Consider the following 17,291-nt stretch of genomic DNA (forward strand, 5'->3'; position numbering starts at 1 on the left):
GTGCATCACGCGCATCACGACGCCTTCTTCCCGGCTCTCCCGACCTTGGCGAGCGGCAGGTTTGCCAGCCGTTCGGTGATCACATCGCGCACCGCTTGCGACGCATCCATGGTCTTCAGAAGATCCGGCCAATGGGTCTGGGCCATGGAGACGGCTTCCTTGACCGCAGCCGTAGCGATCCGCTTCGGGATACCGGCCTTGTCCGCGATCACTTCATAGAGGTCCAGCGTTTCCTTGCGCTGGAACTCGTCAATCGCCACGTTCTGGCCGTAGGACGTGAAGTTGGGCAGGGCGGAGACACACACGATGTCGTAGGCGGGCGAAAGCTCGGGCAGCTTCCGATCGTGGTAGATCACCGAAAAGTTCTTGAGATGCGCGTCGCTATTGCCGATCAGCGTATTGACCGCCTGACGCGTGAAGAACTGTCGAATGTTCTCCAGTCCGTTCGGACTCAGCCGGTACAGGGCCGCCACGAGCCGGATGTACTCCTCAACCTTGGCGTACTTCCTGCTGGGCATCCGGGCGAGCAATTGACAGCCGTCCTCCGCATGGATGCAGGCACCGTCGCCAGTGCGATCGAAGCGTTCCACGGCGAGGTAGTGCAGGCCCTGGCCCATCGAGTTCGCGAGGTCTGGTACATCGATGCTCGACATCGGAAGCACCTGGATCGGGGCGATGTTCACACCGGCTGCCGCTGCGAGGTGCATCGACACGTATTCATTGAGCACCTGGGAGTCGTCGTTCTTCGCTGGCAGCTTGGCGATGATGTCCGATATCCTGGTCTTGGTCGGCAGGGTGTAGCGCTCGCCCTTTCGCATGGTCGAAAGCGCCAGCTTGTTCTGCACGCCCGAGACCGACGCCGCGCCTTCCGTGGCGCCTTCGACGACAGCGATTTCAAGGTTGTCCGCACCGCCTGTCACGCCGTAAGTGCGCACGTATTCGGGCAGCGCGCGCGTGTCGGCAGGTTTCACCACGATGGCGCCGGGCAAATCGTTGCCAGCGGAGGCCAGCACGCCGAAATCGTCTTTGTCCTCGGGGTTCTTTCGCGTGGCTTCCAGACGCTTGCGCAGTTCGCCTTCGGGCAGCAGGCCGGCAAAGTACGGCGGGAGTTCGCCACCCGTGTTGTAGATCGCGGGGTGGAACGCGTTGTCGAAGACTTCCGACGTGGCTTCGCGCCCCAGTTCGGTCGGCAGCGTAATGGACAGGCTGAGCGTGTCGCGGTCGTTGTTGCCCCGGTATTCCTCCGTGGGGACGAAGCGCGTATTCCCGCCCGCCTCACAGAGAAAGCCGCAGAGCCGATCATGAAGATGAACCTCCAGGTAGCGGGGGTGCAGTTCAAAGCTCATGATTGGCCCAGCAGGTGGTCTATCGTGGAGCGGGCCGTGCGGTCGGGGCCGCTGCCTTTGCCATCGAGAACCTGGCGCACTTCGGTCAGTTTCTCCTTGGGCACCATGACCCATTCGGCATCCATCGCCCCCGCCAGAGACTCGAAAGTCGAGGCACGGCTGTCTTTCTCACCGCGAAGGATGGCAGACAGGTTCTGATGCGCCATACCGATCAGGCGTGCCAGATTGGAGATCGAGATCTGGCGGCGACTGCGCATCGCCTGGGATTCAGAGAGTAATGACATAGCATGCATCCGCAGCAAAATAGCTGCGATAGTATGCATCACGACCTGAGTGCATTCAAGTCGTATCGCATGTTATCGCATGTATTTTTATAAAAAGTAATGCGATAACATGCATTGCGGCGCGGAAGTCTACGCTTCGCGGGCACTTAGTGACTGATCATCCACGGCCTGCCGCTGGGCTGTTTGATTGCGTTGGGGGAGGTCGGCAGCTTGACCGGGCTGCAACACCCGCATCCCGCACCGTGCGAACGACTCTCTTTGGGCGCCGCCGCGCTGCGCTCGTTGGTGGCATGCGCGGCGCGCGAAGCCGTACTCAAGGTGCCGAGCGACGGCGCCGCCACCAGCGCCCGGGCCGCCGCCGCGCCGCAGTCGGGACAAGCCGCTGGCTCGTCCCGCCGCGACATCGGGCGCATCACGGTGAACACACCACATCCGTGGCATCGGTAATCGTAGGTGGGCATGGCGGCTCCGGTGACTCGCGATGTGGATTAAAGATCGGGCGAAAGCGGCAGGTCCACCGTGCCCTGGATCATCTTGGTCGGGCCACTCGCGCTGGGGCGGATGTCGAAGTCGAAGATCTGCGTTGGCAGCCAGAGCGTGGCGCATGCGTTCGGCACATCGACCACACCGCTGATATGACCCTGCACCGGCGCTGTGCCGAGGATCGAGTACGCCTGCGCACGGGAGTAGCCGAACTTCGTCATGTATTCGATGGCGTTAAGGCACGCCTGGCGATATGCAACATTCACGTCAAGGAAATGCTGCTTGCCCGATTCATCGACCGAGATACCTTCAAAGATCAGGTAGTCGTTGTAGTGCGGCGTGATGGGGCTGGGCTTGAAGATCGGGTTCTTGACGCCGTACTTCGCCATGCCGTCCTTGATCAGCGTGACGCGCATATGCACCCAGCCGGCCATTTCGATGGCGCCGCAGAACGTGATTTCGCCATCGCCCTGGGAGAAGTGCAGATCGCCCACGGACAGGCCGGCACCATCCACATACACCGGGAAGTACACCTTGGCGCCGCGCGACAAGTCCTTGATGTCGCAGTTGCCGCCGTGTTCGCGCGGCGGTACGGTGCGTGCGCCCGTGGCGGCAGCTTCGTTGCGCGCATCGCCTTGCAGCTTGCCCATGTGCGCAGTGGCCGCAAACGGCGGGTTGGCCAGTGCGGGGACGCGGTTCGGGTCGGTCGCCAGCAAATCGGCTTCGCGCTGATTCCACGTCTCCAGCATTGCCTTGTCCGGCAGGCAGCCGATCAGGCCCGGATGGATCAGGCCCGCAAAGTTCACGCCGGGGATATGGCGCGACGACGTAAACATGCCGTGGAAATCCCAGATCGACTTCTGCGCCTGCGGGAAGTGGTCGGTCAGGAAGCCGCCGCCGTTCTGCTTCGAGAAGAAGCCATTGAAGCCCCATTGGCTCTCGGGTTTGGCGCCGATGTCGAGCAGGTCCACCACGAGCAGGTCGCCCGGTTCCGCGCCTTCCACGCCGACGGGTCCGGACAGGAAGTGAACGATGGACAGGTCGATGTCGCGCACGTCATCGGCGGAATCGTTGTTCTTGATGAAGCCGCCCGTCCAGTCGTAGGTCTCCAGGATGAAATCGTCGCCGGGTTTGACCCAGCAGGCCATGGGGATGTCGGGGTGCCAGCGGTTGTGGACGTTGGGGTTCTCGTACGGCGACTGGGCCAGATCGACCTGGATCAGGGTATCGGTCATGAGATTGACTCCTGGATGCGTGCAGGGGTGGTGATGAAAACGAGTGAGGGATGGCTAGACGGACAGGTACTCGCGGATATGCGCGACATCGGTGCTATGACGCTGCGTTTCGTGGACAAAGCGCCCGCCCTCGATGACGAAGAGGCGATCTGCCACCTCCATTGCGAAGCTCAGTACCTGTTCGGAGAAAACGATCGTGATGTCGCGCGTGCGGCGAATCTCGTTCAGCGCGCGCGCGATGTCCTTGATGATCGACGGCTGGATACCTTCGGTCGGTTCATCCAGCAGCAGCACCTTGGGGTTTGACACCAGCGCCCGGGCAATGGCCAGTTGCTGTTGCTGCCCGCCGGACAGGTTGCCGCCCTTGCGGCGCCGCATATCGAACAGCACGGGAAACATGGCGAAGATCTCGTCGGGAATGCGCCGCGTCTTGCCCTGTTCCATGCCAGTGAGGATGTTTTCTTCGACGGTCAGGTGCGAAAAGATCATGCGGCCCTGCGGCACATAGGCAATGCCGGCACGCACGCGGCGGTAGCTCTCGTCGTGCGACACGTCCTGGCCATTGACGCAGACCTGTCCGGCGCGCAGCGGCAGCATGCCGATCATCGCCTTGAACAGCGTGGTCTTGCCCATGCCGTTGCGGCCCATGATGGCGACGGTCTCGCCCTGTGCGGCGGCGAACGACACGCCGTGCAGCGCCTCGCTCTGGCCATAGTTCACCACCACGTTATCGACGGTCAGCATGCGATGTGCTCCTTAGCTGTGGCTCGGGGCTCAGTGGCCCAGGTAGACGTCGATGACGCGCGGGTCTTTCTGTACTTGCGCCATCGATCCTTCGGCCAGGATCTTTCCCTGGTGCATGACGGTGACCTTGTCTGCGATCTGCTGCACGAAATCCATGTCGTGCTCGATCACGATGACGGCGCGTCCCTTGCTGATGCGCTTGAGCAGTTCGGCGGTCAGCTCGCGTTCGCGCACGCTCATGCCGGCAATGGGCTCGTCGAGCATCAGCAGTTGCGGTTCCTGCATCAGCAACATGCCGATCTCCAGCCATTGCTTCTGCCCGTGCGACAACTGCGCGGCTTCGCGCTCCAGCGTATCGGCCAGCCCGATCTCGGTGGCCACATCGGTGACGCGCTGGCGTACCTCGTCGGTGGTGCGAAAGGCGAGGGCGCCGAACACGCCACGTCCACGCGGAAAGGACACAGCCAGGTTCTGGAAGACGCTGAGGTTCTCGTAGATCGAGGGCGTCTGGAACTTGCGCCCCACGCCGGCGCGCACGATCTCGTATTCCGGCAGGCCGGTCATCTCTCGATTGACGAACTTGATGCTGCCGCCGCTGGCGCGTGTTTTGCCGCACACCAGATCGAGCAGCGTAGTCTTGCCCGCGCCGTTCGGGCCGATGATCACGCGCAGTTCGTCGCGGTCCACGTACAGCGTCAGGTTGTCGATGGCCTTGAATCCATCGAACGACACGGACAAGTCCTCTACAGCCAGCATGAAATCGGTATTGCTCATGGTCGCTCCTATGCTGTCTTGCCGGGGACGTTGCTGGCCGGCTCGCCGGACTCACTGCCACGACGGCGCCGGGCCATGAACTTGTGATAGAGACCCGCGAGACCTTCGGGGAAGGCCACCACTACGCCGATAAACAGCGCGGCCATCAGGAACAGCCACAGGTCGGGGAAGCTCTCCGAGAAGTACGTCTTGCCCGCATTGACCAGTAACGTGCCCCACACCGCACCGACGAGACTCATGCGTCCACCCACTGCGGCAAAGATCACCATTTCGATCGATGGCACGATGCCGACGAACGACGGCGACATGAAACCCACCTGCAGCGTGAACATTGCACCGCCTACCGCAGCGAGTGCCGCCGCCAGGCAGAACACGAAGACCTTGAACATCGCCACGTCATAGCCGGAGAAGCGCACGCGGTCCTCCTTGTCGCGCATCGCCAGCAGCAGCACGCCAAGCTTGGTGCGCTGAATCCAGCGGCACAGCAGCATCGTGCCGAACAGCAGCGCCACGTTGACGAAGTAGAGAATCATCTTTGCGCTGTCGGTACGGATATCCCAGCCGAGCATGGTCTTGAGATCGGTGATGCCGTTCACGCCACCTGTATAGCCTTGCTGGCCGATGATCAGCACGGAGAGAATCAGCGCCACGGCCTGCGTGATGATCGCGAAATACACGCCGCCAACGCGGCGCCGGAACATGGCGAAGCTGACGACGAAGGCCAGCAGCACCGGCACCGCAATCACGCCGATCAGCGCGAACGGCAAGTGCCGGAACGGCTCCCACCACCAGGGCAGCGCGGTGAGCTGGTTCCAGTCCATGAAGTCGGGAATGCCGGGCGTGGACTGGATGGCCGTACTCTTCGGGTCCGAGGCTTCGAGCTTCAGGAACATGGCCATCGCGTAGCCGCCCAGCCCGAAGAACACGCCTTGCCCAAGACTCAGTACGCCGCCGTAGCCCCACAGCATGACGAGTCCCACGGCCACGAATGCGTAGCTCAGGTACTTGCCGATGAGGTTCAGGCGGAAGACGTCGAGCGCGAGCGGCAGCACGACGACCAGCGTCAGCCCGAGCAGCGCATAACCGGCCCATTCGCCGCCCAGGGCGCGCAGCCGTTGCGGTAGCGGTAGCGTTTTTGTGGGAGACATCATCGAACTCCGTGATCAAGCAGGTAAGCCGGGGACATCAACGTCGCACCGCCGGTGCAAACAGTCCCTGCGGACGAATCATCAGGATCGACACGATCAGCAGCAGCGTCAGCACGCGTGCCATCGAACCCGTGAGGAAGAACTCGCTGATCGATTGCATTTGCGCGATGCCGAAGGCAGACGCCACGGTGCCCGCCAGACTTGCCGCACCGCCAAACGTCACCACCAGGAAGGAATCGACGATATAGAGCGCGCCGCTCGTAGGGCCGGTGGAACCAATCGTCGTGAAAGCCGCGCCGGCCACGCCTGCAATGCCGCAGCCGATGGCAAAGGTCAGTCGATCCGTGCGCTTGGTGTTGATGCCCGCCGCATTGGCCATGGCGCGATTGGCCGTGGTGGCGCGTACACGCAAGCCCCATCGTGAGCGATACAGTGCCAGCCACACCAGCCCGGCCACGGCCAGCGTCAATGCCATTACGAACAAGCCGTTGATCGGAATATCGAGTCCGGGGGCGGGTGCCCACGAACCCATCAGCCATTCGGGCAGCGTGGGGCTGACTTCCTTCGGCCCGAAGGTCGAGCGGAACAGCTGCTGCATGCCGAGCGAGAGACCCCATGTCGCCAGCAAGGTATCGAGCGGACGCTTGTACAGATGCCGGATCAGCGCCCACTCGGCCAGCCATCCCGCAGCGAACGCGAACACGAAGGCCGCGCCGATTGCCAGCGGGAAATACCAGCCCATCCATGACGGCGCCAGGCGTTCCACCGTGGTGGAGGCCAGGTAGATCGTGTAGGCGCCGATGGTCATGAACTCGCCATGGGCCATGTTGATGACGCCCATCTGCCCAAAGATGATTGCCAGTCCCAATGCCATCAGCAGCAGGACCGAGAACAGGCTGAGGCCGGCAAAGCCTTGCATCAGGCCAATATTCAGCATGTCGGAGAGATTCATGACCGTGCTCCCGCGTGGATGGATTACTGGTAGCCCTTGGGGAACGGGTTCGGCGGAATCAGTTGCGGCGATTCCGCTACCACCTTGAACTGGCCGTCAAGCTGCGCCAGTCCCACGCGCGTCTTGCTCCAGAGGTGATGGTTCGTATCGACCTTCACGTAGCCCTCGGGCGCGGTCTTGAGTTCGATGCCGGGCGATGCGGCCACCACCTTGTCGATATCGAAACTGCCAGCCTTTTCCACGGCGGCCTTCCACAACCATGGGCCAAGGTAGCCTGCCTGCGTCACATCGCCGATCACGGACTTTGCGCCGTACTTGGCCTTGAAGGCATCCACGAACTGCTTGTTGTTGGGGTTGTCCAGCGACTGGAAGTACTTCATGGCCGCGTAGAAGCCAGCGATGTTCTCGCCGCCGATGCCCAGCACTTCGTCTTCGGTCACGGAGATCGTGAGCAGGAACTGCTTGTCCGCCGTGATACCCGCTGCCTTGAGTTGCTTGTAGAACGCCACGTTCGAGCCGCCCACCACGATGGCGTAGATGCAATCGGGCTTGGCGATCTTGATCTTGTTGATCAGCGAGTTGAAGTTGGTATGACCCAGCGGGTAGTACTCCTCGCCCACCACCTTGGCCTTCTGGAAATTCTCGATGTGCTTGCGCGCGATCTTGTTCGACGTGCGCGGCCAGATGTAGTCCGAACCAATCAGGAAAAAGCTCTTGGCGTTCTTCTGCTTGGCGGCCCAGTCCAGACCCCAGATGATCTGCTGCGTGGCTTCCTGACCCGTGTAGATAACGTTCTTCGACTGTTCCAGCCCTTCATAGAACGTCGGGTAGTACAGCAGGCCGTTCTCTTTCTCGAAGACCGGCAGCACGGCTTTGCGCGATGCCGACGTCCAGCAGCCGAACACGGCGGCCACGCGATCGTTGACGAGCAGCTTCTTCGATTTCTCGGCGAAGGTGGGCCAGTCCGAGGCACCGTCTTCCTTGATCACCTTGATCTTGCGGCCGAGAACGCCGCCTGCTGCGTTGATCTGATCGATGGCAAGTTGCTCGGCCTGGATCGAACCCGTTTCAGAAATCGCCATCGTCCCCGTGGCGGAATGAAGCTGGCCGACGATGACTTCGGTATCGGTCACGGCGAGCTTGGTTGTATTGACCGCGGAGGTCGGCAGGTTGGCGCCGTGCGCCTGCGCAGCCATGCCAGCGAGCGGCAGTGCGGGCAGGGCGGCCAGCCCTTGCATCAGGCGGCGGCGATTCGACGATAGCGGCTGGTCTTTGTTGTCACGCATGTTCAACGCTCCTTGGCGGCAGGTGAGGGTGGGTGCTGCGTTGAGCGGATCATGCGGCGCACCTGCGTAGCGCGATATACGTCATTCAACGTACGCACGGCAAGGCATGCGTCTTGCATCCCCGGTCGGGTTCGACCTTGTCCGCCTCCACGCCATGCCGATTGCCTCCCAGCCCGTTCAGCGCATCAGCAAGATCCGGCGCGACTACAACCGCTGGGTCGCCGACGAGACGCTGGAGGACTACGCCCTGCGCTATGCACCACGGTCGTTCCGGAAGTGGAGCGCGTTTCGGGTGGCCAATACCGCTTTTGGTGCAGTGGCGTTCCTGGCGCTGGAAGCGATTGGTGCGGCCATCACGCTGAGCTATGGCTTTACCAATGCCATGTGGGCGATTGCCGCCGTGAGCCTGGTGATCTTCCTGACCGGCCTGCCCATCTCCTACTACGCCGCGCGCGACGGCCTGGACATGGATCTGCTGGCGCGCGGCGCGGGCTTCGGCTATCTGGGCTCCACGATTACCTCGCTGATCTATGCGAGCTTCACATTCATCTTCTTCGCGCTGGAAGCGGCCATCATGGCGCAGGCATTCGAGCTGCTGTTCGACATGCCACGCTGGCTCGGCTACCTGCTGTCATCGGTGATCGTGATTCCGCTGGTGATGCATGGCGTGACGCTGCTGTCGCGCATCCAGCTCTGGACGCAACCGTTGTGGCTGTTGTTGCTGGTGCTGCCTTACGCATTGATCCTCTGGCGCGAGCCGCAGCACTACAGTGCGTTCCTGACACTGAACGGACGGCTGGCCGATGCGGATGGCTTCTCATGGCCCGCCTTCGGTGCGGCTGCAACCGTTGCGGCCGCATTGATCGGCCAGATTGCCGAACAGGTGGACTTCCTGCGCTTCATGCCGCCGCTCACACGCAGCAATCGCGTGCGCTGGTGGAGCGCGTTGATTGCAGCAGGCCCGGGATGGATTGTGCTGGGTGCGGCCAAGATGGCGGGTGGCGCGTTCCTCGCGTTCATCGTGCTGCAGGCGGAATTGCCGATCGCGCATGCGCTGGAACCCACGCAGATGTATCTCGCCGGTTTCGCGCGCGGATTGGGCGAAGGCTGGCCCGCGTGGCTGCCCGTGGTGCTGACGGGCCTGCTGGTCCTGGTCTCGCAAACCAAGATCAACATCACCAATGCGTACGCCGGATCGCTGGCGTGGTCCAACGTGTTCGCGCGGCTGACGCACAGCCATCCGGGCCGCGTGGTGTGGCTGGCGTTCAATGTGCTGATTGCCGTGATGCTGATGGTGATGGGCGTCTTCGAGGCCATGGAACAGGTGCTGGCGTTGTACGCGCATCTTGCCGTGGCGTGGGTGGGTGCGATCTTCGGCGATCTGGTGATCAGCAAGCCGTTGGGGCTGTCGCCGCGTCATGTCGAGTTCCGGCGTGCGTACCTGTTCGATATCAACCCGGCGGGATTTGGCAGCATGGCGCTGGCGTCGGCGTTGTCCTTGTTGATGCACCTGGGCGTCTTCGGCGATACGCTGCGGCCCGCGTCAATTGGTCTGGCATTGTTGCTGTCAACGGTGCTTCCGCCGCTCATCGCACTGGTTACGCAACGCCGCTTCTTCATGGCGCGCGTGCCAGTGGATTTCGGCGCACGCCATGCCGTGATCCGCTGCATCATCTGTCGCAATCGTTTCGAACGAGAGGACATGGCCGGTTGCCCGGCGTATCGCGGCCCGATCTGTTCCCTGTGCTGCACGCTCGATGCGCGATGTGGAGACCGTTGCAAGCCGGGAGCGAGTGCGCCCGAGCAGATTGCCACGGCACTCGCGCGGCTGCTTCCGGCCGGCACGCCACCCGTGACGGCGCGGCGTATCGGCCAGTTCGTACTGGTGCTCGCCGGGATGGTGTTCGCGTTTGGCACATTGCTATGGCTGTTCTATACGCAGGAACAGTTGTCGAACCCGCTGGCGATGGCGGGCACTAACGGCGGTGCGCTGTTCCTCAAGATTGGCGCGGGACTCACGTTGTTCGCGGCAGTGGCGGCATGGTGGCTGGTGCTGGTCAACGAGAGCCGCACGGTGGCGCAGGAGGAATCGGAGCGCCAGAACGTGCTGCTGCAGAAGGAAATCGATGCGCACCGTCAGACCGATGCCTTGCTGCAGCATGCGAAGGAAGTGGCGGAAAAAGCCAACGTGGCCAAGAGCCGCTTCATTACCGGCATGAGCCATGAGATGCGCGCCGGTTTGAACTCGATTCTCGGCTATTCACAGTTGCTCTTGCGGGCACCTTCACTACCAGGAACATATCGTGAGGATGTGCGCACGATTGGCCGTGCGGGCGAACACCTGTCCAGTCTGGTGGACGGATTGCTGGAGCTGTCGCGCATCGAGGCGGGCAAGCTGCGGCTCGAACAGGAAGCCGTCTCGCTTGAATCCCTGTTCGACGATCTCGTGCGCATGTTCCGTCCATTGGCCGCTGCGCGTGGCCTCGCGTTTCACTACCGCGTGGTGGGCAAGCTGCCGCCGCATGTGCATGGCGATTCCAAGCGGCTGCGGCAGATCGTCATCAACCTCGTCAGCAACGCGATAAAGTTCACTGATCACGGCTCGGTGACGCTGACCGTGCAGCATCAACGCGAACTCGCCACGATTCGCGTCAGCGATACCGGAGCGGGAATCCCGCCCGAGGATCAGGCGCGGATCTTCGATCCATTCGAACGTGGCACGCCGCATGACGACCGCGAAGGTATCGGTCTGGGGCTGGCCATCGTGCGGCTGCTGGCGGACCTGATGGGCGGAGACATTCGCGTGCATAGCCATCCGGGCGAAGGCAGCGAGTTCCGCGTGCGTCTCTATCTGCCAGCCGTCGCGGCGGTGGTAAGGCCACGCAAGGCCATGCCGTCCGAACCATTGCCTGCGGATGCGCGCGTGCTGATCGTCGACGATCGCGCCGCCCATCGCGCCGTGCTGCGCGGCTTTCTCGCGCCATTTGGATTGACGGTGCAGGAACTGGATGAGGGCGCAGCCGTGTTGTCCGTGGTCCGTGAATGGCGACCGCATCTTGTATTGCTCGATCTGAATTTGCCCGATGCGTCGGGCTGGGATCTGTGCCGACTGATTCGCGCCGAACATCCGCCGCCCCAGGTGGTGATCGTTTCCGCCAATGCGCACGAGAACACCGAGGAAGCGCGGCAGTTGCATGGCTACCTCGGCTTTGTCAGCAAGCCGGTGCGCGAGGCGGAACTGATCGAGATCGTGCATCGCGCGCTGACAGCGGTGCCAACGCTGTCGTCGGTGCCGCCAGCGCCCGACACGTTACGCGAACTGCTGGCGATGGGCGCCACGGGGCGCCTGCGCGCGGCGGAAGCATATCTCACGGAACTAGTGGAAGGCGGCGGCAACGTGGCCGTGTGGGCGCAGCAGATGCTGACGCTCGCACGCACCGATGCGGCGGCACTGACTGCATCTCTTGGCGAGGCTCTTCATGCAAATCGAACCTGATCTCCAACTTGCTTCGAACGCCGTCGAAACGCGTGTGCTGGTGGTGGACGACAGTCCGGACGCGCGCGGCTTTCTCACCCGCGCGCTCGGTGCGGAATCCATGCTTGTGCATGAAGCATCGAGCGGCAACGCAGCACTTGATGCACTGTCGTTCTTCGCACCCGATGCGGTACTACTCGATGTCGACATGCCGGGCATGGATGGCTTCGCCACGTGCGAGGCGCTGATGGATCGTCACGCAGACCTGCCAGTGATCTTCATGACGGGCCTGGGCGATACGGGACACATCGTGCGAGGCTTTGAAGTCGGCGCCTGCGACTACGTCACCAAACCCATCGCCATTGCTGAGGTCATTGCGCGGGTGCGTGCCCACAGCAGCAAGGCAAGGTTGGCGCGCAGTGCGCGCGAGGCGCTGATGCGCAGCGAGACACCGATGTTCGCAGCGGGCTCCGATGGCCGATGGCTCTGGAGCAATGCGAAAGCCACGCAGCTTCTGACCGCGCAAGGCTGGCAGACGCCGGCACCGGGCACGATGTTGCCGTCGCCGCTGGTCGATGCACTGCAGATGCTCAAGGGCACGGGGCAGTGCGAGATCGACCATCTGCATCTGCGCCGGTTGACGGGAGAGACTTCCGAATGGACGGTGGTAGAACTTGGCAACGCCACCTCGACAGGCACCGAACCGTCGCCGGCATCCGCACCATCGCTCACCACGCGCGAGGCCGAAGTCATGGCCTGGGTGGCACGCGGCAAGACCAACCGCGACGTGGCCGAAATACTCGGCATGAGTCCGCGCACTGTTAACAAGCACTTGGAGCACATCTACGAAAAGCTCGGCGTGGAAACACGCACGGCAGCCGTGGCGGCAGCGCAGCGGCAGGTGCGGCCGATTGGGGTATCGATCGAGCGAGACACTCAGGCTTTTTCCTGAAGCGCTTCCGTACGCGACCAGTTGTCAGCGATGGCAAGCATATTGCGATAAGAAAAGTTATCGCAATACATATGCTCGGGTGATAAAATCCGGCGGATGCAAAGCCGCCCAAATCCCCATCCATTCGATTTCCCCGATGCTGCCGAACTGGCGATGCTGCGCGCCTGGCATGCCGGGTTATCGACGCGGGCGGCGGTGGCGCAGTATCTCGATGCGGATCGGCTTCAGGGGCAGTCTTCGCGCGGAATTCTCGGTGCCATTCGCCGGCGGCTTGCCGGGTATGCGCGATACCGGCTGCGCGAGGATCTGGCGGTGCTGTTCGAGATGTCGGCGTCGGAGCGATCGGAGAAGGGCAGGGCTGCTAATCAGGCGATCGAGACCTTGCGCAATCTGCCGCCGCCGCTGCCGGCGATCTCCGACGATATCGGGCTGTGGCTCGCGTCGGCTGCTGTGGAGGCGCTGCGTGCGCAGGACATTCATACGCTGGCGGACCTGACTGTCCGCATTCCACGCCGCAGGCAGTGGTGGGCCACGATTCCGGGGCTAGGGCCGAATGGCGCGCGACGTATCGAAGCGTTTTTTGCCGATCATCCCGAGTTGACTGCGCGTGCACGCGCGATGATTGACGCCCAACCACGCGGGATGATCGTGCCGTGGGAGCAGATGGGGCGTCTGCCGCATGAAGTGGATGGTTCGCTGGGCCAGTTCCGCGCGCCGCGCGAAACGTCGTCGCTCTCTGCGGACAACGATTACGCGGCGGTGCAGGCATGGCTGGCCTTGCACGAATCGCCGGCCACGCAGCGCGCGTATCGCAAGGAAGCCGAGCGGCTGATTCTGTGGGCCATCATCGAGAAAGGCCGTCCGCTTTCATCGTTGACGACAGAAGACGCCACCGCTTATCGGAATTTCCTGCGCGAACCGTCGCCGCGCGAGCGCTGGGTGGGACCAGCGCGGCCACGTATCGCGGCGGACTGGAAACCGTTCACCGATGCCTTGTCACCGCGATCCGCTGCCTATGCGCTGCAAGTCATCGGCGCGTTGTTCCGATGGCTCGTTCAGCAACGCTATGTGCTGGCCAATCCGTTCGCCGGCCTGAAAGTGCGCGGTGGCGCCAAGACCGCCGCACTCGACGTCTCGCATGCGTTTTCCGAAGGCGAGTGGATGATCACGCGCAGCATTGCCGATGGGCTGGAGTGGTCGTACGGTTGGGATGCACCAGCTGCGCAGCGGCTGCGTTTTATCCTCGATTTCACGTATGCCACGGGGTTGCGCGCCAGCGAACTGGTGGGGGCCACACTGCGCGGTATCGAAACCGATGTGCATGGCGATCACTGGCTGCATCTGGTCGGCAAGGGAGCCAAGGCCGGCCGCGTGGCGCTGCCGCCGTTGGCGCGCAATGCGCTGGATCGCTACCTCGTCGAGCGGCAACTCCCGGTCACCCGGGCGTTGTGGGAGCCCGCTACGCCGTTGGTCAGCAGCCTCGGTCCCGATGAAAGTGGCGGCATCACCGGTGCGCGCTTGTGGATGGTCATGAAGCGCTTTTTCGCCACGGCGGCAGAGCAGCTCGAAGGCGAGCGCCCGGCTACTGCCGAGAAACTGCGCAAGGCCAGCCCGCACTGGTTGCGCCACACCCACGCCACCCATGCACTGGCACGTGGTGCGGAACTGACGACGGTGCGCGACAATCTGCGCCACGCCTCGGTCTCCACGACCTCGCTGTATCTGCACGGCGACAGTGTCAAGCGTGCGCGCCAGATGGAGTCGGCTTTCGGCTGATTAAAACGCGCGGCATATCAGCGTTAACCAGCGCGTACCTGACAAAGACACAAAGACTATCTAAAGTAGCGAATTATTCGAAAGGGATGAAAAGTGCATCCAATGCGCAGGGAAGTGCAGGCTGGCGATATCGAACTGGGCAGTCCGCTGAAATCGGCGCTGGTCGATGAATTGGGCTTTCCCGTGGCCGACGAGGGCACGGTATTCCGCACGGCCGAGGAACTTGTGCTGGTGCTCCAGGCTGGGCGCTGCTTCTGGGCCGGGGATATGGCGCCGCTGCGCGCCGACGCGCCCAGCGCCCAGTGGCACGACGGCTACGGGTTGCTGATCGGCACGCTGCTGCACGTCAAACGCCCGGCCGACCCAAATCGCGCTGCGGTCAGCCGCCTGATCGGTTTCCATGATGGCGCGATTTTTATCGGATGGCCGAGTTTGTCCGGTAATCCCGTGCCGGAAATCCCCGATGGCGAAACGGTGCTGTTCCGTGGATTCTCGGGCACCAGCATTCATAGTTTCTCCGCCCGCATTCAGGCAACGTCCCGGTCGCCATTCCCCTATTGGATGCTTGGCGATATTCAGCACCTCGACGCGCGCGAAATGCGCGGCAGTATCCGCGTGCCCGTGCGACTGGTGGGCGCATTATCCGCTGCCGATGGCACAGGCTCGCCGCAAACCGTGCTGATTACCGACCTGAGCTTGGGGGGCGCGTCCGTTTCCACCGCATCGAGCGAACTCGGCCAGCCCGGCGTACAGGTCAGGCTGGAATTCACGCTACGCGCCGCCGGACTCAAAAAGAAGTTCTCGGTGGAAGGCTGCACCCGCGAAGATCCCGACGCGGACCCCGCCGACCCCTTCCACCATGTCGGCGTGGCCTTCGATGCGTACGGTGAGCGTGAGGCGCTGCTGCTGCATTCGTATATCCACGAGCAGTTGCTGGAGAATGCGACGATGCGGCCGGGGGGAAAGCCGGGCGGGCTGTAGCGACAGCGAGGTGTGGCAAAAACCACAGTAAATGTAGCGATTTAGATACGTTTGCGACATTAGCGCTTACCATGCGGGCTCTCTCCCGGCTGTACACAAGCGATGTCGATTCATAACAAGAAAGCCCCCGCATCCCCCGTTTCTCCCGCATTTCCCTCGTCTTCTGACCTTCCACGGCGCTCTCCCGTTGCAAAGGGTGTCTCGCTGCTCATGGCGGCTGCCGCGCTGTCGGGATCGGGCGCGGCGCTGGGTGCGGACATCGTTTTCCGGGGCAGCACGCTGGCTGCCTGGTCGGCCACCGGGTCATGGACAGGCGGCGCAGCGCCCGGGCGCAACGACCGCGCGATTCTTGGCGGCACCTCGGCCACCCGGATCAACTTCCTGAATGGCCCTGCCATAGAAATCGGCTCCGTATGGATTCGCGATGGCAGTGTGGTGTCACGTTTCGACAATGAGGCGATGCCGGAGGTGCATCTGTACGGCACCGATGGCGTGGGCGTGCAGAACGACAGCGCCATCACGATGCAGACGTTCTTCCGCCGCACCGTGCTCGAGAACGACATTTCCATTCGCGCGACCAACGTCAACGGCGGTGGGTACACGATGCCGAATGGCCTCACCGTGGCCGGGCTGTGGAAGGGCATCGATCTCAATGGCCATACATTGACCTTCGATATGGTGAACGCCGTCAATCGCACGGATCTGGGTGTTGCGATCAGAGGGCAGGGTGATGTCGTCAAGATAGGCGCTGGCGTATTCGCCACGACAGCGGCGCATGAGTACATCGGCCGGCTGTTCGTCGATGCCGGTAGTGTCGTGCTGACCGGTGGCGGCTCCTTCGCCAACGCGAGCGAGGTCAACGTCAAGTCCGGCGCCGTGTTCGATGCATCGGGCGTGGCGCCAGGCAGTGCGACCATCCAGAGCTTGTCTGGGGACGGTCGTGTGGTGATGGGCAGCAAGCGGCTGGACATCACCAATGGTTCGGCTACCGTGTTCGGCGGCAACATCGAGACCACGGGCGGACTCAACATTGTCGGCGGCACACAGGTGCTTTCCGGCGCCAACACATATGCTGGCGGCACAACGATTGCGTCGGGTGCCACGCTGCAACTCGGCAACAGCGGCAGCGGGGGCAGCATCACGGGCGATGTGACCGCCAATGGCACACTCGCCTTCCAACGCGCCGATAGCTGGACTTTCGACAGCTCGGTGAGCGGCAACGGCGCCGTTGTCCAGCGAGGCACAGGCAAGACCGTGATGACGGGCGACAGCGCCGCCTTCACCGGAAGCACCACCGTCCAGTCCGGCACACTGGCTGTCAACGGACGCCTGGGCGGATCGATGGATGTGCTGAGCGCGGCGCGGCTCCAGGGCAGCGGCATCATCGGCAACACCACCAATGCGGGGACCATTGCCCCTGGCAACTCGCTCGGTACGCTGACGGTGGCCGGCAACTACGCAGGCAACGGCGGTACGCTCGAGATCGAGTCGGTACTGGGCGGGGACAACAGCGCAACAGACAAGCTGGTGATCACGGGGAACACCAGCGGCAGCACCAACGTGCGAGTCATCAACGTGGGCGGCAGCGGGGCGCAAACCGTCGAGGGCATCAAGGTGGTCGATGTCGGCGGCACGTCGGGCGGGAGCTTCACGCTGGTCGGCGGCGACTACACGTTCAGAGGCAGGCAGGCTGTCGTGGCAGGCGCCTACGCCTATACCTTGCAGAAGAACGGCAGCAGTACCGTAGAGCGTATTAAATCTGTCACTACCCTTGCCGTTAGCTGACGCGGCTTAGCGCCGTTGTGTTGACACATTTGCTTCCACTCGAAACGCATTAAAAGTGTCAATTCGCATA

14 protein-coding genes are annotated in these 17,291 nt (G+C 62.7%); 5 read left to right on the top strand and 9 right to left on the bottom strand.

Translation table 11 applies throughout. The annotated features are described in order from the left end of the window. Nucleotides 1-14: 14 nt before the first annotated feature. The 9 genes from FFS21_RS14985 to urtA all read right to left on the bottom strand — a co-directional run bounded on the left by FFS21_RS14985 (nucleotide 15) and on the right by urtA (nucleotide 8,252). Nucleotides 15-1,346, bottom strand: coding sequence for a type II toxin-antitoxin system HipA family toxin (locus tag FFS21_RS14985; RefSeq protein WP_137925574.1), 1,332 nt, complete (start codon nucleotides 1,344-1,346; stop codon nucleotides 15-17). Continuing rightward, nucleotides 1,343-1,630 (bottom strand): helix-turn-helix domain-containing protein, encoded by a 288-nt coding sequence (locus tag FFS21_RS14990; RefSeq protein WP_137925575.1) that lies wholly within the window; start codon nucleotides 1,628-1,630, stop codon nucleotides 1,343-1,345. The genes FFS21_RS14985 and FFS21_RS14990 overlap by 4 nt, the downstream gene beginning before the upstream one ends. A gap of 146 nt (nucleotides 1,631-1,776) precedes the next feature. Beyond that, the gene (locus tag FFS21_RS14995; RefSeq protein WP_137925576.1) at nucleotides 1,777-2,091 is read right to left on the bottom strand and encodes an FmdB family zinc ribbon protein; all 315 of its coding nucleotides are present in this window, start codon (nucleotides 2,089-2,091) and stop codon (nucleotides 1,777-1,779) included. A 27-nt stretch (nucleotides 2,092-2,118) separates the two neighbouring features. Beyond that, nucleotides 2,119-3,348: a formamidase gene (gene fmdA / locus FFS21_RS15000; protein WP_137925577.1), complete on the bottom strand. Its 1,230-nt coding sequence runs from the start codon at nucleotides 3,346-3,348 to the stop codon at nucleotides 2,119-2,121. A gap of 54 nt (nucleotides 3,349-3,402) precedes the next feature. Further along, nucleotides 3,403-4,092 carry an urea ABC transporter ATP-binding subunit UrtE gene (urtE, locus tag FFS21_RS15005; RefSeq protein WP_137925578.1) on the bottom strand — a complete coding sequence of 230 codons (690 nt, stop codon included), beginning with the start codon at nucleotides 4,090-4,092 and terminating at the stop codon, nucleotides 3,403-3,405. 30 nt (nucleotides 4,093-4,122) lie between these two features. Continuing rightward, nucleotides 4,123-4,866, bottom strand: coding sequence for an urea ABC transporter ATP-binding protein UrtD (gene urtD / locus FFS21_RS15010; RefSeq protein ID WP_137925579.1), 744 nt, complete (start codon nucleotides 4,864-4,866; stop codon nucleotides 4,123-4,125). An 8-nt stretch (nucleotides 4,867-4,874) separates the two neighbouring features. Beyond that, a complete protein-coding gene (gene urtC / locus FFS21_RS15015; protein ID WP_137925580.1) occupies nucleotides 4,875-6,014 on the bottom strand; it encodes an urea ABC transporter permease subunit UrtC in 1,140 nt (379 codons plus the stop codon). 37 nt (nucleotides 6,015-6,051) lie between these two features. Beyond that, nucleotides 6,052-6,966, bottom strand: a complete 915-nt coding sequence (gene urtB, locus FFS21_RS15020) for an urea ABC transporter permease subunit UrtB (protein WP_137925581.1) — start codon at nucleotides 6,964-6,966, stop codon at nucleotides 6,052-6,054. A 23-nt stretch (nucleotides 6,967-6,989) separates the two neighbouring features. Then, nucleotides 6,990-8,252, bottom strand: a complete 1,263-nt coding sequence (urtA, locus tag FFS21_RS15025) for an urea ABC transporter substrate-binding protein (protein ID WP_137925582.1) — start codon at nucleotides 8,250-8,252, stop codon at nucleotides 6,990-6,992. Nucleotides 8,253-8,406: 154 nt separating this feature from the next. Between urtA and FFS21_RS15030 the strand changes: the two genes are divergently transcribed. The 5 genes from FFS21_RS15030 (at nucleotide 8,407) to FFS21_RS15050 (ending at nucleotide 17,221) form a co-directional block, all read left to right on the top strand. After that, nucleotides 8,407-11,748: an ATP-binding protein gene (locus FFS21_RS15030; protein ID WP_137925595.1), complete on the top strand. Its 3,342-nt coding sequence runs from the start codon at nucleotides 8,407-8,409 to the stop codon at nucleotides 11,746-11,748. Beyond that, nucleotides 11,732-12,679 carry a response regulator transcription factor gene (locus FFS21_RS15035; protein WP_137925583.1) on the top strand — a complete coding sequence of 316 codons (948 nt, stop codon included), beginning with the start codon at nucleotides 11,732-11,734 and terminating at the stop codon, nucleotides 12,677-12,679. The genes FFS21_RS15030 and FFS21_RS15035 overlap by 17 nt, the downstream gene beginning before the upstream one ends. Before the next feature lie 96 nt (nucleotides 12,680-12,775). Further along, the gene (locus FFS21_RS15040; RefSeq protein WP_137925584.1) at nucleotides 12,776-14,455 is read left to right on the top strand and encodes a site-specific integrase; all 1,680 of its coding nucleotides are present in this window, start codon (nucleotides 12,776-12,778) and stop codon (nucleotides 14,453-14,455) included. Nucleotides 14,456-14,557: 102 nt separating this feature from the next. Continuing rightward, on the top strand, nucleotides 14,558-15,436 hold the full coding sequence (locus FFS21_RS15045; RefSeq protein WP_137925585.1) for a flagellar brake protein: 879 nt from the start codon (nucleotides 14,558-14,560) through the stop codon (nucleotides 15,434-15,436). A 210-nt stretch (nucleotides 15,437-15,646) separates the two neighbouring features. Further along, the gene (locus tag FFS21_RS15050) at nucleotides 15,647-17,221 is read left to right on the top strand and encodes an autotransporter outer membrane beta-barrel domain-containing protein (protein WP_212745243.1); all 1,575 of its coding nucleotides are present in this window, start codon (nucleotides 15,647-15,649) and stop codon (nucleotides 17,219-17,221) included. The last annotated feature ends 70 nt before the right edge of the window (nucleotides 17,222-17,291 follow it).

Origin of the sequence: Cupriavidus sp. 2SB (assembly GCF_005503625.1) — a bacterium.
Lineage (GTDB): Bacteria > Pseudomonadota > Gammaproteobacteria > Burkholderiales > Burkholderiaceae > Cupriavidus.

What these genes read in the sequence shown, in the direction of transcription:
- FFS21_RS15030 (WP_137925595.1), top strand. Translation starts at nt 8,407, where the DNA reads ATGCCGATTGCCTCCCAGCCCGTTCAGCGCATCAGCAAGATCCGGCGC.
- FFS21_RS15045 (WP_137925585.1), top strand. Translation starts at nt 14,558, where the DNA reads ATGCGCAGGGAAGTGCAGGCTGGCGATATCGAACTGGGCAGTCCGCTG.
- urtA (WP_137925582.1), bottom strand. Translation starts at nt 8,252, where the DNA reads ATGCGTGACAACAAAGACCAGCCGCTATCGTCGAATCGCCGCCGCCTG.
- FFS21_RS15050 (WP_212745243.1), top strand. Translation starts at nt 15,647, where the DNA reads ATGGCGGCTGCCGCGCTGTCGGGATCGGGCGCGGCGCTGGGTGCGGAC.
- FFS21_RS14995 (WP_137925576.1), bottom strand. Translation starts at nt 2,091, where the DNA reads ATGCCCACCTACGATTACCGATGCCACGGATGTGGTGTGTTCACCGTG.
- FFS21_RS14990 (WP_137925575.1), bottom strand. Translation starts at nt 1,630, where the DNA reads ATGTCATTACTCTCTGAATCCCAGGCGATGCGCAGTCGCCGCCAGATC.
- urtB (WP_137925581.1), bottom strand. Translation starts at nt 6,966, where the DNA reads ATGAATCTCTCCGACATGCTGAATATTGGCCTGATGCAAGGCTTTGCC.
- fmdA (WP_137925577.1), bottom strand. Translation starts at nt 3,348, where the DNA reads ATGACCGATACCCTGATCCAGGTCGATCTGGCCCAGTCGCCGTACGAG.
- urtD (WP_137925579.1), bottom strand. Translation starts at nt 4,866, where the DNA reads ATGAGCAATACCGATTTCATGCTGGCTGTAGAGGACTTGTCCGTGTCG.
- urtE (WP_137925578.1), bottom strand. Translation starts at nt 4,092, where the DNA reads ATGCTGACCGTCGATAACGTGGTGGTGAACTATGGCCAGAGCGAGGCG.
- FFS21_RS15035 (WP_137925583.1), top strand. Translation starts at nt 11,732, where the DNA reads ATGCAAATCGAACCTGATCTCCAACTTGCTTCGAACGCCGTCGAAACG.
- urtC (WP_137925580.1), bottom strand. Translation starts at nt 6,014, where the DNA reads ATGTCTCCCACAAAAACGCTACCGCTACCGCAACGGCTGCGCGCCCTG.
- FFS21_RS14985 (WP_137925574.1), bottom strand. Translation starts at nt 1,346, where the DNA reads ATGAGCTTTGAACTGCACCCCCGCTACCTGGAGGTTCATCTTCATGAT.
- FFS21_RS15040 (WP_137925584.1), top strand. Translation starts at nt 12,776, where the DNA reads ATGCAAAGCCGCCCAAATCCCCATCCATTCGATTTCCCCGATGCTGCC.